This is a genomic window from Chryseolinea serpens (assembly GCF_900129725.1).
Taxonomy (GTDB): Bacteria; Bacteroidota; Bacteroidia; order Cytophagales; family Cyclobacteriaceae; genus Chryseolinea; species Chryseolinea serpens.
On record NZ_FQWQ01000003.1, the window covers coordinates 1,154,726 to 1,174,512 of the forward strand.

Sequence of the window (19,787 nt, forward strand, 5' to 3'; positions counted from 1 at the left end):
GTTTTTACGTTGCACTTATACAATGATTCTGAAGGTGAGATTGACCCGTGACTTTAACGGGGAGGAGGACTTGGCGATGCGATGCTCCCAATGTTGTTGCAAATCACCTTTCATGAGCAGCATCGAACCGTTTTCAAGGCGCACGGCAAACTTGCGATCGTGATCTCGCTTGTGGCGGATGTCGAACCGTCGCACCTGGCCGAAGCTGACGGAGGCGATGATGGGTTGTTTGCCTAATTCGGTTTCATTGTCGCTGTGCCAGGCCACGGAGTCGTTGCCGTCGCGGTAGTAGTTGAGGAGCACGCTGTTGAAGCTGACGTGGGAGAGAGGTTCGATGCGGGCTTTGATGGCCAGCAGCTCGGGCGTCCAGGGAAGGGGTTGAAACCGTGTGCCGGTGTAGGCGTAGTTCTTGCCCGTGTCGCCAAACCAGGCGGTGAGGCGCGGGGTGATGATCGGCTTGCCATACATCACGACCGTGCGTTGTTCCCAGGGAATGGTGGCGATGAATTTTTGGAGGTAGTGTGCGCTTTCCGTTTCGGAGAAAAGCTGGGGAGTGTAGGCCAGGAGGTCTTCGGGCAGACCGGTGCTCACCCCGCTTTCGCCAAACATGTTCAGTTGGTCCATCCCAGGTTAACCGAAAATGCGGGAAATTGGTTACAGGTTTCTGCGAAGAATTAAGATCACTCGGAACGCAAACTGTTTGCCGGGTTAACTTTTGCGGCCTTCAGGGTTTGCATGCCCACCGTGATCCATGCGATGAGCAGCGTCACGATCGCGGCACCGGCAAAATACCAAAGGTTTAATTCGAACCGATAGGCAAACGTTTCGAGCCATTGGGTTGTGATGAAATAGCTGATGGGCAATGCCAGGCCGATGGAGAGCACAATGGATCGCATAAATTCATTCGACAGCAGGAAGACGATGCCCAGTTCGCTCAAGCCAAGTATTTTCCGGATGCTGATTTCTTTACGCCGCCTTTCGGTGGTGAAGGCAGCCAATCCAAATAAACCCAGGCAGGAAATGATGATGGCCAGTCCCGCAAAGTATTTGGAAAGTACCGCGACCCTTTGCTCGGCAACATATTGTGCCTGGTACGCATGGTCCAGAAACTTGAAATTAAAGGCATATCCGGGGTTGAAAGCGGTATAGAATTTTTGCAGTTCGGCCACCGATTGTTTTTCTGTCCCTCCCTTAATTTTCACGGCCATGGTAATGGTTTCTTGTGGCGCTAAGCGAAAAGCATAGGGCTTAACGGTTTCGTGAAAGGATTGGTAATGAAAGTTCTTGACCACGCCTAAAATTTCTTTGCCATCAATTTTCTTTCCAATCGGATCCTGAATCCCCAGCGCTTCAATGGCAGCTTCATTGTAAATTACTTTGTCGGTGTCGGAGCCAAAGTTTTGGGAAAAGGTGCGTCCCGCTTTTAGTTCAATGCCCAGCAGCTCGATCAAGCCATAATTCACGGCAGCGTTGTTCATGGTGATGGTCTTCCCGTTCCACTCCAGTTGACCCGGTGTCCCTCCGCCTTCCCCCGGCTCCCCGCCAAACATTCCCAACATGCTGGAGGCATCCAAAACGGTGTTGAGTTTTTTTATTTCCGAGATAAAGGTTTGAACATTTCCGATCACTTTTCCTTCGATGTCAAAACAGATCACATTGTCTTTATCGTAACCTGGATTTTTTGTTTGGATGAATTCAATCTGTTTATAGACCACGAGCACCGACACGATGAAGACGACGGACGCAGCAAACTGAAAAACCACCAGCCCTTTTCTTGCCCACAGTTCACCGAGGGAAGACTTGAACTGGCCCTTCAATACTTTGGCCGGACTTTGCCCGGAAAGATAGAGGGCAGGGTAAGCGCCTGCGAGTAGCGCGGTAGTGATGGCGATCACCGCCAGCGCGACGATGATCCTGGTATCGAAGCCAAGCGCCAGGTGTTTCCGGGTGATTTCATTGAACTGGGGAAGCAGAAGGTTTGCCAGCAAAAGGGCTAGCGCCAGCGACAAGAGGGTCATCACCAAGGCTTCCCCGAGGTATTGGCGGATCAATGTATTGCGTTGCGCGCCAATCGCCTTTTTTATGCCAACCTCCTTGATCCTTTTGGAGGCTTTGGCGGTCGACAAGTTCATGAAATTGATACAGGCGATCAGCACGATGATGACCGCGATGATCGAAAACAAGCGAACATATTCAATGCGTCCGCCCGTGACGACGCCATTTTGGTATTGGCCATAGAGATAATTGTCGGCATAGGGTTTTAGGAACAAGGTCCGGTCCTGTGAATTTTTCCCTTTGTTTTTAAGAAGGTCGCCCATTTTCCGGTTGAGCAAATCCAGGTTGCTGTTTTCTTTTACCAGGACGTAGGTGAAGAATGGCGCGGAACTATCCCAATTGGTTTCACCGCTTTTCATTCCCATCAGGTCACGGAAAGCATCGAAGGTTAACATAAAATCAAATAGCTCTGAAGCATTGGCCGGCACATCCTTAAAAACTCCGGTGATCAGGACCTGTTTCTTGATGTCCATCAACTCCCACTCCAGCAATTTCCCGATGCCATCTTCCGGCGTTTTGAAAAGTTTTTTGGCCAACGATTCTGAAATGATCATGTCATTTTTTTCGCGCAAGGCTTCATCGGCGTTTCCGTGTAGCAGGGGATAAGAAAAAATGTTCAGGAAGCTTGGATCAGCAAATTTTCCCACGCCCTTTACATGGGCATTTGGCGTGGATAGGGTGAAGGCTGGGAAAAAATTGGGGGGCGTAACAACCGCCGCGTGCTCAATTTCGGGCATTTCCTGGGCCAGTGCATCCGCTAAAAAGTCTGCGGTTTGATTGCTCGTGTTGATGGATCCATCCGTCGCGCGATGTTCCATCACCTGAAAGATCCTGTCGCCCTTTTCGTGGAACGTGTCAAAATTCAACTCGTCGTTCACCCACAGATAGATCAGGATCAGGCAGGTCAGGCCCGTTGAAAGTCCGAGGAGATTGATGAGGAAAGTGCTCTTGAAGCGGAGGAAATTTCTGTAGATGATCAGCAAATGGTGTGACATCAATGAAAGGGAAGGTGCTGTTCCGCTTCTTTTCGTGGGATACAATTGAATGGAATGGAGCACATCGAGAAAGTAATGCAGCCGGGCTTTCAAAGCACCTTGTTTCTCCAATCTGCGCTGAAACTCCTCGTGGAGGTCGCCCTCTACTTCCTCCAGAAACTTCAGATTACAAAAACGTTGAAGAATCGCCTTGGCTAATTTTGGGGGATTGGTCTTCATTCCAGAAAAATTTTATTGGTGTTGAAGGATCATTTCAGGCAAGGTGCCCGGTGCGTGATCCCTTCTTTTTGATTTATATTATTTATAAATGTATATAATATATGAGTCTTTCAAAATGTAGTTTTTGAATTTCTTTTGAACCGGCGCCCTTTTTTGGAATGGGCTAGGGATGGGGCGCGGGAAATGATGGGGGTGGGGGTATGGAGGTAGGATTACTTTTTTCGGTATTTGAACGGATCGCAGTGCGGAGATGGGTCGGTCGTTTAATGTTGCGCTTGGGTCTGTGATCGGCTGCGGCTCGATTTTGAACGGGGTTGGTGTTTTGCGGTTGCTGCGTGAAGGATGGTAGTGGAAAGGCCGGGTGCGGTGGGGAAAGAGAGAGTGAATTTGTTGGTGGGACACCAACAAATGGGTGACCGGGTTTCGGGAATGGGGGAGCAAAGGGTGGGCGGACTTGTAACGGACAGCCTGACCCCTGGCGGGTGGGGATGTAGGGTGGGAAGAAGGGGGCACGCCCCGCCGGGGTTAAAAACACTTAAAAAAATGGGCAGGCGCGATAGTGGTGGGGCAGGACTTGCCTGTCTCTAGACGGATAAATAGGGTTAAAAACGTTAATTTGGTTTTACGTTACAAAGGGATGGTGACTTTGCCCGAGGAGGATATGATCAGGGCCATTCGTGATGGCGACAAGGTCGCTTTTCAGCAGGTGTTCTATGCGTGCTACGATGGACTGTGTCAGTATGCCTGTACGATGCTGAAAGACATGGACGAGGCCGAGGATGTGGTGCAAGCCATGTTTGTGAAGGTCTGGGAGAAACGCGAGAGCCTGGGGATCCAGACGTCGATGCGGTCGTATTTGTTCCGGTCGGTGTATCACCAGTGCCTGAACCTGTTGGAGCATCGCGCCATCAAGTGGAAGCACCAGGAGCAGGGCGCCTACGACAAACTGGGCGAAGTGCAGCAACCCGAAGTGTTCCCCGAAGAATTGGAAGAACGCATCAAGGCGGCCATCGGCGAACTGCCGGAGCAGTGTCGCATCATTTTTATGATGAGCCGCTATGACGAACTAAAGTATGCCGAGATTGCGGCCCGGATGAACTTGTCGGTGAACACCATCGAAAACCAGGTGAGCAAGGCATTGAAGATTTTGAGAGGGCGGTTAAAAGATAATTTTGTTTAACATGAAATCTGTGTCGTGTGATGAAGGAAAATGAAAGCGCCATAACCGATGAGCTGATCGTGCGGTATCTCACCGGCGAGGCTTCCCCCGAAGAGGCCATGGCGGTGCAGGATGCATTGACGGATTTGAAATTCCAGTCGCGCTTCGCCGCGCTGCAAGCCACGTGGGCGGCCACCCACCCGGCAAAACCAACGCACCATGTTTATGCAGCCGAGGCCTGGCTGGCCATTGAGGACCAACTGATGCGGCGGCGACTTAAAAAAGTGAGCGCCTTGCCCGACGAAAAACAAACCCGTGCCTTGCGCTATAGTCACCGCGTGTTCCGCATAGCAGCGTCGTTGCTCTTGCTGGCGGTAGCGGGTGTTGTCTTGTATAACGTAATCGCCTCGAAGGATTCGGATGAGGCGTTGACCTATGTGAACACCCAGGAGCGGGTGCAGCACGTGGACCTGCCGGACCAATCGGTAGCCACCGTATTTCGAAACAGCAAGCTCTCCTATGCCGCCGACTTCAACAGCCACCATCGCGAAGTGTCGTTGCTGCAGGGCGAAGTTTTTTTTAACGTGACCCACGACCGCAAACACCCGTTCATCATTCACACCGCCGTGGCCGACATCAAAGTGATCGGTACCGCTTTTAACGTGACGCTGAAAGGCGATGCCGTGGAAGTGTCGGTGAAGGAGGGCAAGGTGCAGGTGTTTACGAAGACCGACAGCACCTTCCTGGAGGCGGGCGTGACGGGAGTGGCCCAAAAGGCCGGTCTCATCCAAACCCAGGACTCCGTGAACAGCAACGCCTGGGGCTATGCCACGCACCGGTTTGTATTTAAGGACACCCCTATGCGCGAAGTGATTCGCGACCTGGAAAAGGCCTATCCGTATACCATCAACGTATCGGACCAAGCCATTAATAATTGCAAGGTTACGGCAACTTTTGAGAATGATTCTGCCGAAAATCTGCTAAATTTAATGGCGGAATCTTTAAATCTTTCCGTAACAAGCAGTGGAGGCGTCTATACATTGGAGGGCGAAGGCTGCCCGTAATATTTTGGTTACGGCCATAGTGATCTGGATGTCGGTGGATGTCCGGGCACAGGCCGTGGACGGCATTGTGACAAAATCAATCTCCCTTTCCTATCAGGACAAACGTTTTCATGACGTGGTGGAAGACCTGGAGCGTGTGACGGGTCTTCATTTTATTTACAGCTCCAACAAGATCGAAGTAAACGGCCGCGTAACCCTGTCGGCCCAACGCCACTCGCTCGACGATGTGCTGGCGCAGTTGGGCAAGCAAATGAACCTGACCTTCAAAGTCCAGGGCAAATACGTAGTGATCAAGACCCTTCCTGTCGTGCCCGCCGTTTCAAAAACTATTTCGCCGACAACTGGTCCTGCCCATACCAACGAACCGGCGGAAGACCTTTCGTATAGCTCTTCGCTTATCGGAAATCCATCATCCGATCTGCGCGACTTTTCCGCGGCAACGTTGACGTATCCGCAGGTGAAAAGAGACTTGCAAACGCTACAAGTATATTTTGATTCGGGTCTGTTGCAAAAAATTCCGTCGCAATACATTCGCAAGATCGGGCAGCGTCAGCGCCTGGGTTGGTTTGCCAGCGGAGGGTTCATGATGAACGATTACTCGGCCGGTGGGGTGTTCCAGGCGGGGATGCGTTCGCTGTACTTTGTGATGGGCTCCAGTTGGATGAACGACAGCAAATATCATGGGTCCTATGGTTTGGGATCGTCCATAAAGATCGCCCACAATTTCGCCGTCAACCCGGCCATTACGTTTTCGCCGATGAAGGAAACCAACAAGCATACCACCAACTTCTATGGCCACAAAGTGGACGAAAACGTGCAGCTCAAGGCCGGTCACTGGCAGATGAAATGGATGGTGCAGTATACGTTGGGGCGTCATATCAATCTCAATTTCGGCCCGACCATCAACCGGCTCCACACCGCCTATACGACCAAGGATGTGAGCGTGTCGCGCTTTACCCAGGTGGCGGGTTTTATTGGAAGTCCCCAAGGTTATTCGGCCTACGGTCGTGAGCCGGCCACGCAGGCCATGGCGACCACCGTGCTGGTGGTGGACAGCCAGCAGAAGCAATATCAAACCCTGCAATACTGGATCGGCTGGGAGGCCAGTGTTTCTTACCGCATAAATTTTTCGAGCCACCGATAGTGGCAAGTCTTCTTTCGCCTGTCTCTGGGATGTGAGCGAGTGCCCACAGCATATCCAAACTTAAACAGACTGACAGGTGAACTTACAATCACATCTACGCGATGCCCTCTGGGTCCTATTCACGTTTACGATCATGGGACTGTGCTTTGCGGTTCAGCAATGGGAGGACAGAAGATTTTCCGTCGAATGTATCACGGCGGAGGTGCAGGATCTGTACCGCCTCGACGCGGGCCAGGCCAGGAGGATCCAGGAGATCAACTACGACTTTTATGACCGCGTGAGCAAGGCATCCCTTCACTATCTGCTCAACGAAGAAGCTTGCGAAAAAGAAATTGAACGGTTGACGCTGGAGAAGAATGAGGCGGTGATGAGCGTCGTCAATCATAGAATGAATCATCGGACTGCGGGGAGAACTGTGGGGTTACAGTGAGACGAGGGAACCGTCCTCACCTCCGCGAAAGCTCCGGCGAGCGGAGAGAGGAGCAGCGTCAGTAGTATTCTTTTGCTTCTTTCTTTGGTCGCCGGAGCTTTCGCGAAGGCGAGGCGGTTCTGTCTCTACTGCTGGTGATCGACCGGATCACAAAAAAAATCAAAATAGCTTGAGTTGATCTTGGTCTGCGGGAGGCTTTGCCTTGCCAAAGACGGTGCGGCCACCGTGCTTATAGGATTCGGCCCGTTCCTGGGCGATCACTTTATCGAATGCCCCGGCGTCGGGCTCAAAATCTTTCTCCATCCGCTGGGCCACAACGGTCAGACTTTTTATGGCGGCTTGTTTGTCGGCGTCGCCGATCTTTGCTTTTTCTACGGATGTTTTCAGGATGTTGATGGTCTCGTCATAGACCTTGGTGGGAACGGGGAACGGGTGGCCGTCTTTGCCACCGTGGGCAAAAGAAAAACGCGCCGGGTCCGTGAACCGCGATGGCGCACCATAGATCACCTCGCTGACCAGTGCCAGCGATTGGATGGTGCGCGGACCAACGCCCTCCAGCAACAGCAGCGACTCAAAATCGAGCAACGACCGGTCCTGCGCCAGGTTCAACACGCTCCCCAGCCGCTTGAGATTGACATCTTTCGCCCTGACGTCGTGATGCGAGGGCATGACCATGCGCTGAATCTCCGGCAGCATCACCGAAGGTTTTTCCTTCACGATCTCCAGCATCGAAGTCTTGGCGCGGGCGGCATCCACATCGGTCATGTTGAGGATCTCGCCTTGATTTTTTCCATAGATGAACGTGTGCGGCGTCTCGACAAAAGATTTGACCTGCTCCGAATGCCAGTGATAGCGTCGGGCCATGCCGTTGGCATCGTTCATGCCTTGTTGCACGACGGTCCATTCGCCCGTGTCGGAGACCACGAACGTGTGAAGATAGAGTTGAAATCCATCCTGGATGGCCGTGTTGTCAACCTTGGCCGTGAGCTTGCTGCTCCGTACCAGCGCATCACCGTCCAACCCGGTCTTGTCCGAAAGCTGCATCAGCTCCAACGGCGTTTGCCGCGAGTGCCGTCCCTTGCCGCCACAGATATAGATGCCGAGGTCCTTGAACTTCGGATTGACGGCGCGCTTCAAAGCCCCCATCACCGAAGTAGTGATCCCCGACGAATGCCAATCCATTCCCAACACACACCCAAACGCCTGAAACCAAAACGGGTCACTCAACCGGCTCAACACCGCTCCCTTGCCATACTCCAACACGATCGACTCCACAATGGCCCCACCCAGCAAACTCATGCGCTGCGCCAACCAAGGTGGCACCTGCCCATAATGCAACGGCAAATCCGCAGAACGTACGTTATTAAAATGCAGCTTCGGCATACCTCAAAGATAACCAGTAGATCACCCTAATTCCCACATTGCCCAACAAAAGCACGACCCCTAAAAGTGCCTGAAACACGATCAAAAAAGTCACAGGGTATTTGTATCAACGTTAGCGCTTACCCCAGGCATACAAAATCCAAAAAACATCCTATTTTTGATTCCACCGAACAAAGAGCACCAGCCAAAAGCAGCGGCACGACCCAGGACAACCGAACTCCTGGCTCCCGGCTCCTGGCTTCTGGCTCCTTTTGGATAACCGCCAACCCCGAAACCAAACGACCAACTCCCCCCAGGCCAACCCCACTGCAGAGTCTACCCATCCCATATGACCGCCCCAACCAAAACGCTCGCGCTAAACAACCCGAAAATCATCCGCGCCTGGTACATGTACGACTGGGCCAATTCGGTCTACACACTCGTCATCGCCACAGCGATCTTTCCTATTTACTACAAGGGTGTTGCCGTGGAGGCCAACGGGAGCGACATGGTGAACTTTTTAGGATTCACCATTCAGAATTCCGTGTTGTATTCTTATGCCTTGTCATTCTCCTTTCTAGTGGTAGCGGCGATGCTGCCCTTGCTGTCGGGTGCGGCAGATTACATCGGCAACAAGAAGATCTTTATGAAATGCTTTGTATGGCTGGGGAGCATGGGCTGTATTGGCCTTTTCTTTTTCAGCGACATCAACAGGTTAGGGTGGGGCATTTTTTGTTCCATCGTTGCCAGCATCGGGTATTCGGGTAGCCTCGTGTTCTACGATGCTTTTTTACCGGAGATCGTCACCGAAGATCGTTATGATGTCACCAGCGCACGGGGTTATTCGATGGGGTATTATGGGAGCGTATTGCTCATGGTGATCTGCCTGGTGTTGATCATGAACCCATTGGCGTTCGGGTTTGGCGATGACTTCGGCAAAGCGCAAACGTTGGCCACCAAAACGTCGTTCGTATTGGTGGGGCTTTGGTGGATCGGTTTTTCACAGATCCCGTTCCGCCTCCTGCCCGACAATCCATTCAACAAGAACCCCACCGGAAATATCTGGACAAAAGGGTATGAAGAAATACGCGGCGTGTGGAGAAGCCTGGAACACCAACCGGAATTGAAGCGCTACCTGTTGGCCTTTTTCTTTTACAACATGGGTGTGCAATCCGTCATGTACCTGGCGACATTGTTTGGCACCGACGTGCTGCATTTAAAAGATCAAAGCCTCATCGCGGTGGTGGTCATCATCCAGTTGGTCGGCGCCGTGGGCGCCTATTTGTTTGCCCGGTTGTCGCGCCGGATAGGCAATCGTTTATCGTTGTTGGTGATGATCGTTATTTGGATCGGAGTGTGTATTTCAGCGTACTTCGTGGCCACGGAATATCAATTTTACGGATTGGCCTTTGTGGTGGGGATGGTGATGGGTGGCATTCAATCCCTGTCGCGAGCAACGTATTCCAAGCTGATCCCACAAAATACAATGGATCACGCCTCTTACTTTAGCTTCTATGATGTCACCTACAACGTGTCGATCGTGATCGGCACATTCTCCTACGGCTTTGTGGACCAGATCACAGGGAGTATGCGCTACAGCGCGCTGGCGTTGGGCATATTCTTTATTATAGGCTTCTTTATTTTATGGACCGTGCGATCGAAGGAGATCCAATCGGCGCGGGTAAATTAGTAGCGCAGGTGTTTCACGGTCATGCCGTTGTTGATCAACTGCTTCAGCGAGTCGATGCCGATCTTGAGGTGCAACTCCACAAACGTTTTGGTCACTACAGAATCGCTGGCTTCCGTCTTCACGCCTTCAGGCACCATGGGTTGATCGGAAATGAGCAATAGAGCTCCCGTTGGAATTTTATTGGAGAATGCCGTGGAGAAGATCGTCGCCGTTTCCATGTCGATGGCCAGTGCGCGGATCTTGCGGAGATAGCTTTTAAATTCTTCGTCCCATTCCCATACGCGCCGGTTGGTGGTGTAGACCGTACCCGTCCAGTAATCTTGTTTGTGATCGCGGATGGTGGTGGAGATCGCTTTCTGCAAAGCAAAGGCGGGTAAGGCCGGCACTTCGGGAGGGAAGTAGTCGTTAGAGGTTCCTTCGCCGCGGATGGCGGCGATGGGCAGCACAAGGTCGCCGATGTCGTTCTTTTTCAACCCGCCACATTTGCCAAGGAACAAGGCGGCTTTTGGCTTGATGGCGCTGAGACAGTCCATGATGGTGGCCGCATTGGGGCTGCCCATGCCGAAGTTGATGATGGTGATGCCCTCGGCGGTGGCACTGCGCATGGCACGGTCGTGGCCGTTCACCGGCACGTTGTGCCAGGCGGCAAACATGGTCACGTAGTTATCAAAATTGGTCAGCAGGATGTATTCGCCGAAATGGCTCAGCGGCTGCCCGGTATAGCGCGGCAGCCAGTTTTCAACAATATCTTGTTTCGTCTTCATGGCCTAAAGTACTAAATAGGAGGAAATTTAAAAGCGGGTCCTTGAAGGGTAAACAAAAAATAATCCCCTCGCGTTTGCGAGCTGTCAATGGAGGTGGGGAAAATTTGGTTTATTTGTGTGCATGGTCAAGCTCAACCTCCCCGATTTTGAATATGTCCTTAAAAAAGAGGAGGGCAAGCTTTTGATCCTCGACAGCATCCGCAAAAAATACTTGGTGCTGACACCGGAAGAATGGGTGCGGCAACATTTCGTGAACTACCTCATCCAAACCCTGCAATACCCGCGGTCGCTCATCCGGATCGAAGGCGGTCTCCAGTTCAACCGCCTCCAAAAACGTTCCGACATCGTGGTCTTCGATCGCGAGGGCAAACCTTGGATGGTCATCGAATGCAAGGCTCCCGACCTGGCCATGAGCCAGCAAACCCTGCGACAGGCATCGGTCTATAATCACTCCCTCAAAGCCAAATACCTCGTCATCACCAACGGCCTCCAACACATCTGCTGCGCCACCGACTGGCAAGCCAACACCACAGCCGTACTGCAAGAAATGCCGCCCTATAACGGCTAACAACACCTAAAAGAGAAGAGGGCGCAAAAGAAACGTCTTCGCATCTCCTTTGCGCCCTCTCTGCCTGCCCGCTGAAGCTTCAGCGGGCAGGCAGAGAGGGCGGTTCAAAATGATTTCCGCCTTACAGGAATTTCTTCACGTCAGTGTAGCCAAGCCCGAACGCGTCCGCCACAGCCTTATACACCACTTCACCCTGGATCACATTCAAGCCATTCCGCAACTCCATATTCTCCTGCGCCGCTTTCTTCCATCCCTGGTTCGCCAAACGAATGGCATACGGCAACGTAGCATTCGTCAACGCCAAAGTTGACGTATACGGAACTGCACCCGGCATGTTTGCCACACAATAGTGCACCACATCATCAATAATAAAAGTAGGATCCTCGTGCGTCGTCGGACGGCAGGTCTCGATACAACCTCCCTGGTCCACGGCCACGTCCACCAGCACCGTACCGGGCCGCATCGACTTCAACATATCGCGTGTGATCAGCTTCGGTGCTTTCGCTCCCGGCACGAGCACGCCCCCGATGATGAGGTCGGTGTCTTTGATCATTTCACGGATCGTATATTCGTTCGACACAATGGTGTGTACATTCTTGGGCATTACATCATCCAAATAGCGAAGGCGGGTGATGTTGAGGTCCATGATGGTTACATCGGCCCCCATACCCGCAGCGATCTTTGCCGCGTTTGTGCCCACGACACCGCCTCCGAGAATGAGCACTTTGGCGGGCTTCACACCGGGCACGCCGCCCAGCAAAATGCCTCTGCCTTTCAGGGGTTTCTCCAAATATTTGGCGCCCTCCTGGATGGCCATTCTTCCCGCCACTTCCGACATGGGGATCAACAACGGTAAGCTACCGTCGATGCGTTCCACCGTTTCATAGGCGAGACAAACTGCGCCGGTGGCGATCATGGCTTTGGCCAGGGGTTCATAGGAAGCAAAGTGAAAATAGGTGAACACCAATTGGTCTTTGCGGATGAGGTTGTACTCTTGCTCTACAGGCTCTTTCACCTTCATGATCATTTCCGCTACTGCGAAAACGCTGGCTGCATCGGGAAGAAGTTTGGCACCGGCGGAGACGTATTGTTCGTCGCTGAAGCCGCTGCCGACACCGGCCGTAGATTGTACATGAACCGTGTGACCGCGCTTCACCAATTCCTGCGTGCCGGCTGGTGTGAGGGCAACACGGTTTTCATTATTTTTAATTTCTTTAGGAACACCTATGATCATAAAACTATCGTTTTTTTAACGGCTGCAAATATACTAACATACAGTCGTTGTTTGCTGTAACCCTTTGAATTTATGAGTGAAAGCCTCCTGTATGCGTTCTATGGATCATTGCGACGGGGCATGGACAACCATGCCCTATACGAGCACGAACTGCAGTACCAGCGCACGGTCGTGCTCAGGGGATATGCGCTCTACGCATTGGCCGACTATCCCTATGCCGTGAAAACGGGTGACCCCCAAGACACACTGGTCGCAGAGCTCTACACCATCCCAAACCCGCAAACGAAACAAACCATACATGATATGGAATTGGATGCCGGATATATTTTTTCGGAGGAACAAATTGCCGAAGGAAAGTTTGGAATTTATATCTTCGCTGCACCGGGGCGCGACGACGTGCGGGTGCCCGGCGGGGACTGGGTGGCCTACCGCCTCGCTTTGGGAAAGTAAATGGTAATGCCTATTTTTGAATCGAATCTATTCACCTTTTCAACCCCAGAAATTTGAGCGCGATCAAGGAAGTAAAGGTAAAGTTCTCGCAAGCCAGAGTGAAAGAAATTCTGGCCGACTACCGCCTGGCGGTAGAGAGCCGCGAGGCGAGCATCATCGGACGCAGGGAAGTGTTCATGGGCAAAGCCAAGTTCGGCATCTTCGGCGACGGCAAAGAGCTTGCCCAGATCGCGATGGCCAAAGTGTTCCGCCGCGGCGATTTTCGCGCCGGCTACTACCGCGACCAAACGTTCATGTTCGCCATCAATGAACTGACCGTTCAACAATACTTCGCACAACTCTACGCGCACACCAGCGTGGAGGCAGACCCTGCTTCTGCCGGCCGCCTCATGAACGGTCACTACGCCACGCGCCTCCTCGACGAACACGGCCAACTTCGAAACCTCGCCGAGAACAAGAACAGCAGCGCCGACATTTCACCCACGGCCGGCCAAATGCCCCGCCTGCTGGGACTGGCCTATGCTTCGAAACTGTTCCGCGAAAACGAAGGACTAAAAGAATACACCACACTTTCCAACAACGGCAACGAGATCGCCTTCGGCACCATTGGCAACGCCTCCACTTCCGAAGGTATGTTTTTCGAAGCCATCAATGCTGCGGGCGTACTGCAGGTGCCCATGCTCATTTCGATTTGGGATGATGAATATGGCATTTCCGTTCCACAAGAATTTCATACAACAAAAGGAAGCATCTCCAAAGCCCTGGCCGGTCTGCAGCGCACCGACACCGAAAAAGGCTTCGAGATCATCACCGTGAAAGGATGGGACTATCCCGCCCTCATCGATGCCTATCAGAAAGCAGAAGTCATTTGCCGCGAACAACACGTGCCCGTATTGTTTCATGTCTATGAAATGACACAACCCCAGGGCCACTCCACGTCCGGTTCGCACGAACGCTATAAATCGAAAGAGCGCCTCGCCTGGGAAGCCGAGCACGACTGCATCCGCAAAATGCGCGAGTGGATCATCAACGAAGTGATGATCCTTCCCGAAGAAGTGGACGACATCGAAAAGGAAGCCCGCCAAGCCGCCAAGCAAGCCAAAGAGCGTGCCTGGAAAGCTTTTATGGACGACGTTCGCAAGGATCAGAATGTCGTCATCGAGATATTGGACAGGGCTGCCGAACAGAGCGCGCATAATGAAGAGATCCACCGCATAAAAGAAGACCTGGTCAAAGCCATCAACCCCACGCGCATGGAAACCATGCGGGCCGCAAAACTAGCGTTGCGGCTGCTGTACCAGGAAAGCATACCTGCAAAAGAAGAGCTTCAGCATTGGCTGAAGCACTCAGAAGACGACAACTTCGATCGCTATTCGTCGCACATGCACAGCGTGTCGGACGAGTCGGCGTTGAATGTACCCCGCATCGATCCGGTGTATTCCGATTCGTCGCCGCTCATCGACGGCCGCGAGATCCTGCAAGCTTGCTTTGACGCTGCCCTCACCCGCGACCCGCGCGTGCTGGCCTTTGGCGAAGACGTGGGCCGTATTGGCGATGTGAACCAGGGCTTCGCAGGATTGCAAGCCAAACACGGCGACCTGCGCGTGACCGATACCGGCATTCGCGAATGCACCATCGTAGGGCAGGGGATTGGCACAGCCTTGAGAGGCCTCAAGCCCATCGCCGAAATTCAATACCTCGATTATTTTATCTACGCCCTCCCGACCTTGTCCGACGACCTGGCCTGTTTATATTATCGCACAAAGGGTGGCCAAAAGGCTCCGCTCATCGTGCGCACACGCGGCCACCGCTTGGAAGGCGTGTGGCATGCCGGCTCACAAATCGCGATGCTGCTGCACACGCTGCGCGGCATGTACATCATCGCGCCACGCAACATGACCCAGGCCGCGGGATTCTATAACACCATGCTGCGTTCCGACGATCCCTCGGTCATCATCGAATGCCTCAACGGCTATCGCCTCAAAGAAAAATTACCCGATAACATCGGTGAATTCACTGTGCCGCTGGGCACGCCCGAGATATTGAAAGAAGGAACGGATATTACCATTGTAACCTACGGCTCGATGTGCCGCGTGGTGATGGAAGCCGCAGCAGAGTTGGAAAACTATGGCATCTCCTGTGAAGTGATCGATGTGCAAACCCTGCTGCCGTTCGATCTCCATCACAGCATCCTGGAGTCTATAAAGAAAACCAATCGCGTGGTGTTTGCCGACGAAGATGTGCCCGGCGGGGCAACGTCGTTCATGATGCAACAGGTGCTGGAAGAACAAAATGCCTATGCATACCTGGATTCCAAACCGGTGACCATCACGGCAAAAGAACATCGCCCGGCCTATGCTTCCGACGGCGATTACTTCTCGAAGCCCAATGCCGAAGAGGTGTTTGAGAGAGTATACGCCATCTTGTCCGAAGTGGATCCTTCGAAGTTTCCGTCGCTTTATTGAGTAAGAATAAATAAACAGAAATAAAGAAGGGACTACTCGATTTCGAATAGTCCCTTCTTCTTTTATGTCTGTATCGCTTGTTTAAATTTCTTGTTGCTTAAAAACTATCCCCCGCGTTTGATGTCATCCAGGGTAAAGTCGCCGGTGTCGACCACATTGCTGGTGTGGAGGGCGCGGTCTCTGATCTTGACGAGAAGCCTCATGGGTTTGGTCGTGAAGATGGACCGGATACCGGTGGTCACCATAGCATAAGTGAGTTTGCCCTCCAGCGGACCGGCGTTGGAAGTCAGGATCGGGAAGCGCTGATTGAAGGAGATCGTGCAGAATTCTTTTGACCAGTCAAATTCAACGTAGTCTTTTGTAAGGTCGTTGCCTGTTCCAACCTTGTAAAAGAATTGTACGTCGATGTTGGCATAGTTCGGATTGGTCCGGAAGAAAAATGTATCCAGCAGGATATAGGCCGGGATGTTGGGTCTTCCGGGCGTGGGGTTTTGCAGTTCAATTTGTTCCTTGATATGGATATCTGTATCCACAAAAATACTCTTGTCGTCCTCCACAACGTAGACAGAATCATACATGTAGTAGAGACAGTTGTCGGCGTCAGTGTACTGGGGGAGGTAGCTATATTCGGGTGTCCGGGTCGACCTCACGGTAAGCAGTTTGCCTTGCGCGCCGTTGGGCACATCCAGGAACTGGGGAAGATCGTAGGGCAGCGTTTCCTTTCCAACCGGGATGGTATCGCCGTTGTTGCCCAGGTACATGTTCACGTCATTGAAGGGTGAGTCTGTGTAGTCGGATGAAAGCCCCAGGTCGCCGTCGCCATCTTTGAAATTGATGGTGATCACCAGCGAGTCTTTTGTGCCGCCGCCACCGCCGTCTTTGAAGTAGATGTCGCCGTCGTAGGTGATCTGAGGCGTATCGGGAAGTTCTGGAGGATTAAAGCACGCCCCGGCAATAAATGCTGAAAATCCGAATAATAATAGGCCTTTTAGTGCTTTCATCTGTACATTTGAGCCGGTCAAGTTAAGGAACGCTTGGAGACTTTTAAAAGTTTTGAATCAAAATTATACACCGTAAACGACCATTCCTTCACGGATATTGCTTTGGAATTATTCCGTTTTCAAGCGGCGAACAACCCCCTCTATAAAACCTTCATCCACCACCTCTCTATTGACCCGAATGGGGTGAAAACGTTGGAAGAAATTCCCTTTTTTCCCATTTCTTTTTTCAAAACGCATAGTGTGCAGACGGGAGCATGGCAACCGCAGACCGTGTTCACCAGCAGCGGCACCACCGGGAGTGTGACCAGCCGCCATTTTGTTCGTGATCTTGACTTTTACCTGCGCCACTCGCAACGCTGTTTCGAATCTTTTTTCGGTCCCCTCAGCGACTATCATTTCCTGGCCCTGTTGCCATCCTATCTCGAACGCCAGGGCTCGTCGCTCATCGCCATGATGGACCATTTTATCCGCGAGAGCCAATCACCCTGGTCGGCATTCTATTTACAAGACGTAGACAAACTCTTGCGCGACCTGGAAGCCCTTCGCCGCGACCACCGCAAGGTGATCCTATGGGGTGTTTCCTTTGCGCTGCTGGACCTGGCCGAACGCGCTCCACGCGACCTGCGCCCCTTTATGATCTTCGAAACCGGGGGCATGAAAGGCCGCAAAAAAGAGATGACCCGCCAGGAACTGCACGGTATCCTTTCGGACGCTTTCCGCGTGGAAACCATCTACTCGGAATACGGCATGACGGAGCTACTTTCCCAGGGCTATACCCGTGGCGGGACGGCCTTTCAGGGTGCCCCTGCCATGCGCGTCATTGGCCGCGATTTGACCGATCCGATGCGCAAGGGGTTACTTGATGAGACCTGCGGCATTAATGTCATCGACCTGGCCAACGTAGATTCTATCGCCTTTATAGAAACAGAGGATTTGGGGAGGGTATTTGCGGATAAAACGTTTGAAATTTTGGGTCGGATGGACAACAGTGACGTGCGAGGGTGCAACCTCCTGGTAGGCTGAAAAGGCCGTCACACCGTCTGAATTATCGTTTTGTTGATTTGTTTTCTGTTGAAAGAATGATATTTTTGTTTTACCAAAGCCATCGAAATGAAAAAGATTGTAGCCTTCGTTGTTTTAGCAGCTTTTATCTCTGCCTGTAGCCAGTATACGTGCCCTACGTATGCCAAAAAGGAAGTGCCTGCTAAAAAGAACGCAGAACAGAAGATCTGATAATCTTCCATCCCGGTTCAGAAATTCAACTCTCTTCTCTGAGTATCTAGCTCCAGGTTTCCCTTAGAAGCTGGCCAGCGATATGCCTATGGTCATCGTGCTGAAATTGTTGAATGTACTGGAATTGGCATCTTTCAAACCTTTGTCTTTTTCGAACAACGGCGTCAGGTTGTAATAACCAAACAAGCTGAAATTCCCAATGCCGATACGGCCGGTGATCCCATACCGGAATTTGTTCAGGTTAAAATCCTGCTTGTCCTTGAACTTCTTGGTTTCTCCATTCTCGCTGTACTTCACCTTCGTGAACGAGTCGAACAGGTAGCCTACACGGCCACCCACACCCACCTTGAAGCTTCGGGCCGGATCCTCGGGGTTCAGCGTCCAGCGGAGTTCCAGCGGCACTTCGAAATAGTTCGTGATGATTTGCGAACGCTTGATGTTGGGGATCCCCGTGTTGCCTGGGGGAATCAACGAGGGCGTTGTGGCATTGGTGGAGGTATAGTCCAGAACGTAGTTGTTGGTAAGCTTATATCGCTCCAGGCTAAAACCAACGCCCGGCACAAAGCTGAATTGTGATTTCAGGATCCTGAATTCATATTGATAATAGAAGTTGATCGTACGCGACCCCCACAGACCCTGCTTGAATTCCGACGGCGCGCTGAGGGCGCGATTCAGACCCAGCTCCAGCACAAAGGCACCCGGTATGTCGGGGCGTGCCGTGGTCTTTTTGGTAGTGGTAGCGGCCTGGCTAAAGGCCCCAATGGAAATGCCCGAAAGAAGGACGATGCACGCTAGGTTCTTGATCATGTAATAGAAAATTCAGTAAATAAAGGCCCAAAAATAGCTTTTTTGTCGGCAGGGCAAAACCGTTTATTTTGTTGAGTGAAATTATTCTTTACATTTGCACTCCCATTTCCACACCCGCACACGGAAACACACATTTTGGACCCGTAGCTCAATTGAATAGAGCATCTGACTACGGATCAGAAGGTTTGGGGTTTGAATCCCTACGGGTCCACTGAAAACCAAGGAGTTACGAAGAAATTTGTAACTCCTTTTTTCTTTTATTTTCATGCGTTTTCCCTTCAAATCTCCCTGTTTTTAGTGGCAATGTGAAGTCCAATAATTCATGTGCCCGTCATTTGCCCTGCGGACTTTTAATTTCCATCAGCTGTTCTATGCAAACTGTGTACGGCAATCCGAAGTCCGTCTAGATTGAACGTTCACTTTTACGTTAGATGATCGAACCGAATAACTAGTTCTAATTCCTTTGTAATAATTTTCTTGATTCGAAGCGCAAGACGGAAATCCAGCCTTACCCTGGGGGATTTGAAAGGGTATTAGCGATAATCCTAACAGCCTCTAGTACGTCTATTCTAAAATTCAAGGAGAGCCTGTCAGGAGTGTCAGCCCAAACGTTGCCCACGCCGTGACGCGACTTGCGGGGCAATTATATTGACTGTCATTGCCATTTCTTGATTTCGGAATAATGTGATCTATAGCGCTAAGATACCCGCGGTTATTGCGATTGAAAGGCACGGTTGACCCGCTGGAAATATCCTCGGGGGTAACCCGAACCCACAAGAGAGGGGCGCCAAAAGTGGAAATTCCGAGCAAGCTGACCACCAATTTCCGAGGCAAAGTGACCACCCAAAGTTAACTGGTAAATTGAGGTTTGATCAGTATCGGTTTTTCGGTTAATAATGGCCGGAGTTTTAGTTTTGGTTTTCAGTTAAATCTTCCGTTAAGATAGTTCTTTTCTTTCTCATGGATTCTCCCTTGAGTTCAAGTCGGTGAGCGTCATGGATGATGCGATCCAGAATAGCATCGGCTATCGTTTGTTCACCAATGACCTCGTGCCAGTTATTTACCGGAACCTGCGAGGTAAAGATGGTGGAGCGCTTCCCGTGCCGGTCTTCAATGATCTCCATCAGGATTGTCCTGCTTTGCTGGT

At 51.7% G+C, this 19,787-nt stretch carries 18 protein-coding genes and 1 tRNA gene; 11 read left to right on the top strand and 8 right to left on the bottom strand.

Annotated features, from left to right (window positions below; translation table 11 throughout):
- Nucleotides 1-15 precede the first annotated feature (15 nt).
- The gene (locus BUB30_RS24615; RefSeq protein WP_073139436.1) at nt 16-624 is read right to left on the bottom strand and encodes an alpha-ketoglutarate-dependent dioxygenase AlkB family protein; all 609 of its coding nucleotides are present in this window, start codon (nt 622-624) and stop codon (nt 16-18) included.
- 56 nt (nt 625-680) lie between these two features.
- Nucleotides 681-3,269, bottom strand: a complete 2,589-nt coding sequence (locus BUB30_RS24620) for an ABC transporter permease (RefSeq protein ID WP_221408785.1) — start codon at nt 3,267-3,269, stop codon at nt 681-683.
- Between the two features lie 616 nt (nt 3,270-3,885).
- On the opposite strand from BUB30_RS24620, the gene BUB30_RS24630 reads away from it, so the two are divergent.
- The 4 genes from BUB30_RS24630 to BUB30_RS24645 all read left to right on the top strand — a co-directional run bounded on the left by BUB30_RS24630 (nt 3,886) and on the right by BUB30_RS24645 (nt 7,066).
- Nucleotides 3,886-4,449 (top strand): RNA polymerase sigma-70 factor, encoded by a 564-nt coding sequence (locus BUB30_RS24630; RefSeq protein WP_221408786.1) that lies wholly within the window; start codon nt 3,886-3,888, stop codon nt 4,447-4,449.
- A gap of 20 nt (nt 4,450-4,469) precedes the next feature.
- Nucleotides 4,470-5,492 carry a FecR domain-containing protein gene (locus BUB30_RS24635; RefSeq protein ID WP_073139442.1) on the top strand — a complete coding sequence of 341 codons (1,023 nt, stop codon included), beginning with the start codon at nt 4,470-4,472 and terminating at the stop codon, nt 5,490-5,492.
- 4 nt (nt 5,493-5,496) lie between these two features.
- The gene (locus BUB30_RS24640; protein WP_143165064.1) at nt 5,497-6,636 is read left to right on the top strand and encodes an STN domain-containing protein; all 1,140 of its coding nucleotides are present in this window, start codon (nt 5,497-5,499) and stop codon (nt 6,634-6,636) included.
- 76 nt (nt 6,637-6,712) lie between these two features.
- Nucleotides 6,713-7,066: a hypothetical protein gene (locus BUB30_RS24645; RefSeq protein WP_143165065.1), complete on the top strand. Its 354-nt coding sequence runs from the start codon at nt 6,713-6,715 to the stop codon at nt 7,064-7,066.
- Between the two features lie 159 nt (nt 7,067-7,225).
- Here the strand turns inward: BUB30_RS24645 and BUB30_RS24650 are convergent, their stop codons facing one another.
- Nucleotides 7,226-8,449 carry a DUF763 domain-containing protein gene (locus BUB30_RS24650; protein WP_073139450.1) on the bottom strand — a complete coding sequence of 408 codons (1,224 nt, stop codon included), beginning with the start codon at nt 8,447-8,449 and terminating at the stop codon, nt 7,226-7,228.
- Nucleotides 8,450-8,777: 328 nt separating this feature from the next.
- Here BUB30_RS24650 and BUB30_RS24655 point away from each other — a divergent pair, with 328 nt between their 5' ends.
- Nucleotides 8,778-10,118, top strand: coding sequence for an MFS transporter (locus tag BUB30_RS24655; protein ID WP_073139453.1), 1,341 nt, complete (start codon nt 8,778-8,780; stop codon nt 10,116-10,118).
- Here the strand turns inward: BUB30_RS24655 and BUB30_RS24660 are convergent.
- Nucleotides 10,115-10,882 carry an AMP nucleosidase gene (locus tag BUB30_RS24660; RefSeq protein ID WP_073139457.1) on the bottom strand — a complete coding sequence of 256 codons (768 nt, stop codon included), beginning with the start codon at nt 10,880-10,882 and terminating at the stop codon, nt 10,115-10,117. The two genes, BUB30_RS24655 and BUB30_RS24660, sit on opposite strands and share 4 nt — an antisense overlap.
- A 121-nt stretch (nt 10,883-11,003) precedes the next feature.
- On the opposite strand from BUB30_RS24660, the gene BUB30_RS24665 reads away from it, so the two are divergent.
- Nucleotides 11,004-11,450 (top strand): type I restriction enzyme HsdR N-terminal domain-containing protein, encoded by a 447-nt coding sequence (locus BUB30_RS24665; protein ID WP_178377187.1) that lies wholly within the window; start codon nt 11,004-11,006, stop codon nt 11,448-11,450.
- Nucleotides 11,451-11,571: 121 nt separating this feature from the next.
- Here the strand turns inward: BUB30_RS24665 and ald are convergent, their stop codons facing one another.
- A complete protein-coding gene (ald, locus tag BUB30_RS24670) occupies nt 11,572-12,684 on the bottom strand; it encodes an alanine dehydrogenase (protein WP_073139462.1) in 1,113 nt (370 codons plus the stop codon).
- A 72-nt stretch (nt 12,685-12,756) separates the two neighbouring features.
- On the opposite strand from ald, the gene BUB30_RS24675 reads away from it, so the two are divergent.
- Together BUB30_RS24675 and BUB30_RS24680 are read left to right on the top strand one after the other, a co-directional pair.
- Nucleotides 12,757-13,134 carry a gamma-glutamylcyclotransferase family protein gene (locus BUB30_RS24675; protein WP_073139465.1) on the top strand — a complete coding sequence of 126 codons (378 nt, stop codon included), beginning with the start codon at nt 12,757-12,759 and terminating at the stop codon, nt 13,132-13,134.
- A gap of 53 nt (nt 13,135-13,187) precedes the next feature.
- Nucleotides 13,188-15,599, top strand: a complete 2,412-nt coding sequence (locus BUB30_RS24680; protein WP_073139467.1) for an alpha-ketoacid dehydrogenase subunit alpha/beta — start codon at nt 13,188-13,190, stop codon at nt 15,597-15,599.
- Between the two features lie 104 nt (nt 15,600-15,703).
- Here the strand turns inward: BUB30_RS24680 and BUB30_RS24685 are convergent, their stop codons facing one another.
- Nucleotides 15,704-16,600, bottom strand: a complete 897-nt coding sequence (locus BUB30_RS24685) for a hypothetical protein (RefSeq protein ID WP_143165066.1) — start codon at nt 16,598-16,600, stop codon at nt 15,704-15,706.
- Nucleotides 16,601-16,633: 33 nt separating this feature from the next.
- Here BUB30_RS24685 and BUB30_RS24690 point away from each other — a divergent pair, with 33 nt between their 5' ends.
- Both BUB30_RS24690 and BUB30_RS35835 read left to right on the top strand, forming a co-directional pair.
- Nucleotides 16,634-17,623: a long-chain-fatty-acid--protein ligase gene (locus tag BUB30_RS24690; protein ID WP_073139474.1), complete on the top strand. Its 990-nt coding sequence runs from the start codon at nt 16,634-16,636 to the stop codon at nt 17,621-17,623.
- 87 nt (nt 17,624-17,710) lie between these two features.
- The gene (locus BUB30_RS35835) at nt 17,711-17,833 is read left to right on the top strand and encodes a hypothetical protein (RefSeq protein WP_257791759.1); all 123 of its coding nucleotides are present in this window, start codon (nt 17,711-17,713) and stop codon (nt 17,831-17,833) included.
- Between the two features lie 63 nt (nt 17,834-17,896).
- Here the strand turns inward: BUB30_RS35835 and BUB30_RS24700 are convergent, their stop codons facing one another.
- Nucleotides 17,897-18,640, bottom strand: coding sequence for a porin family protein (locus BUB30_RS24700; RefSeq protein ID WP_073139481.1), 744 nt, complete (start codon nt 18,638-18,640; stop codon nt 17,897-17,899).
- Nucleotides 18,641-18,777: 137 nt separating this feature from the next.
- On the opposite strand from BUB30_RS24700, the gene BUB30_RS24705 reads away from it, so the two are divergent.
- Nucleotides 18,778-18,851, top strand: a tRNA-Arg gene (locus BUB30_RS24705).
- 697 nt (nt 18,852-19,548) lie between these two features.
- On the opposite strand, the gene BUB30_RS24710 is transcribed toward BUB30_RS24705, so the two are convergent.
- Nucleotides 19,549-19,787: ATP-binding protein (locus BUB30_RS24710; RefSeq protein WP_178377111.1), on the bottom strand; the 239-nt coding region annotated here is incomplete at its 5' end.